The following is a 2,211-nucleotide window of genomic DNA, read 5'->3' on the forward strand; positions in this document are numbered from 1 at the left end:
CACGACGGGTGATGGGGACACGACCACGTGTGTTGTTGAGGGTTTGACCACGGGTGTGTCGTACACGTTCACGGTGACAGCGACCAGTGACGCGGGGACGTCGCCCGCGTCGGCGGCTTCTGATGCGGTGTTGGTGAAGGCCGCGAATCCGATTGATTTCACGGATCCGGCGGATACGACGTTTGGTGGCGGTGAGGTGTCGTTGTCCGCGACTGCGCCGGGTGGTGTTGTGGTGTTTGAGTCCACGACGACCGGTGTGTGCACGGTCGCGGATGCGACGGTGGCGTTGGTGGGTGCGGGGACGTGTTCGATCACCGCGACGCAGGCTGGTGACGCGGATTATGTGGAAGCGACGCCGGTGATTCAGACGTTTGAGGTCGCGAAGGCCGCTGCCTCGATTTCGTTCGGGTCTGCCCCGTCGGTTCTGGTTGGTGCGACTGGTGATGTGTCGGCCACCGCGACCTCGGGTGAGACGGTCGTGTTCACCTCTGACTCCACGGATTACTGCACCGTGTCGGGGGCCACGGTCACGGGTGTGACGGCTGGGACGTGTGTGATCTCGGGTTCGGCTCCAGAGGGAGCGAACTATGTGGCGGCGGGTCCGACGACGCAGTCGTTCGCGGTGGGTAAGGGCACCCAGACGATCACCTTTGGTGAGGCGCCGAGTGTTGTTGTCGGTGGCACTGGTGATGTGTCCGCGTCGACGGATTCCTCGAGCCCGGTGACGTTCAGTTCGGCAACGAGCGGTGTGTGCACGGTGTCGGGGTCCACGGTCACGGGTGTGACTGCTGGTGATTGTGTGATTAAGGCCAACGCGGTCGCGGACACGAATTACAACGCGGCAGCACAAGCCGAGCAGTCATTCGAGGTATCCACGACGAATCCGGGCGTCCCGACGGCAGTCTTCGGCACTCCGGGCAACGGTGAGGTCGTCCTCACCTGGCTAGCCCCGAACGACACCGGTGGCTCTGCGATCACTGGCTACAAGGTTGAGCAGTCCGATGGCGGGGACTGGACGACGGTGGTCGCTGATACCGGATCAACCGAGAACGCCTATACGGTTACTGGACTGACGAACGAGTCGTCTTACACGTTCCGTTTGTCGACGATTACCCCGGTGGGAGCGTCGGCGCCTTCGGCGGAAACATCACAGGTGACTCCTTCCGAGAACCTGTTTGTTTCGTCGTGGAAGACCGACAACACGGGGCCCTCTGCCGACAACGAGGTCACGCTGCCGCTGTACTCCACTGGCACCTACGACTTCACGGCGTACTGGGGAGATGGATCGAGCAGCGAGATTGATACGTGGGACGACGTGGATAAGACTCACGCGTACGCCGAAGTCGGCGAGTACACGATCACGATCCAGGGGCAGATCATCGGATGGGTGACGCTGACCCAAGATGCGCAGAAGTTGCTAGACATCTCGAACTGGGGATCGCTTCGGGTGGGCAATACTGGCTCGTACTTCTACGGCACAACGAATATGACGGTGACGGCAGAGGACAGTCTGGATCTGACTGGTACGACGAATCTGACGCAGGCCTTCACCAATGCGGCCCTGTTCAACGCTGACTTGTCCGATTGGGACGTCTCGGGTGTGACGAACATGAACAAGGTGTTCGCGGGGGCCAGCAACTTCAACGGCGATATCACGGGTTGGAGTACCGGCAACGTCACCAATATGTCGTACATGTTCTCCGGCGCGACGGCATTCAACCAGGACATCTCGCAGTGGGATACCTCAAGAGTTTCCAGCATGGGGCGCATGTTCCAGGATGCAGCCGTTTTTAACACGAACATTTCAGCATGGAATACCTCCAGCGTGACTGACATGGCCCAGATGTTCTCTGGTGCCTCAGCGTTCAATCAGCCGTTGACTGGATGGGATACAAGCTCCGTTCGCTCGATGTATCGCATGTTCTACGACGCTTCATCGTTTGACCAGAGCCTCGCCACATTCAACGTGGAAAGCCTCGAATCTGGTGACGACGAGGACGATATGTCCGATGCTGCGTCCAGAATCCTGCAAAGGACATCGCTGTCCACGGCGAACTACGACGCCCTTCTCGTCAGTTGGGGTGCCCAAGCAGTCGGCACGTTCATCGAGTTCGGGGCAGGGGACACCACGTATTCGGTTGGTCTGCCAAGTGATCGACGTGCGGCGCTGGAAGGCATGGACTGGGAGATCCTTGATGGTGGGGAGTCGCC

Annotated in this window: 1 protein-coding gene; it reads left to right on the plus strand. The window is 60.0% G+C overall.

The window, feature by feature from the left end; all coding sequences use genetic code 11:
* On the plus strand, positions 1-2,211 hold a 2,211-nt coding region (locus tag WAO74_RS04930; protein ID WP_422160063.1), incomplete at both ends, for a BspA family leucine-rich repeat surface protein.

The organism is Polaribacter sp. (assembly GCF_049276715.1).
Lineage (GTDB): Bacteria > Bacteroidota > Bacteroidia > Flavobacteriales > Flavobacteriaceae > Polaribacter.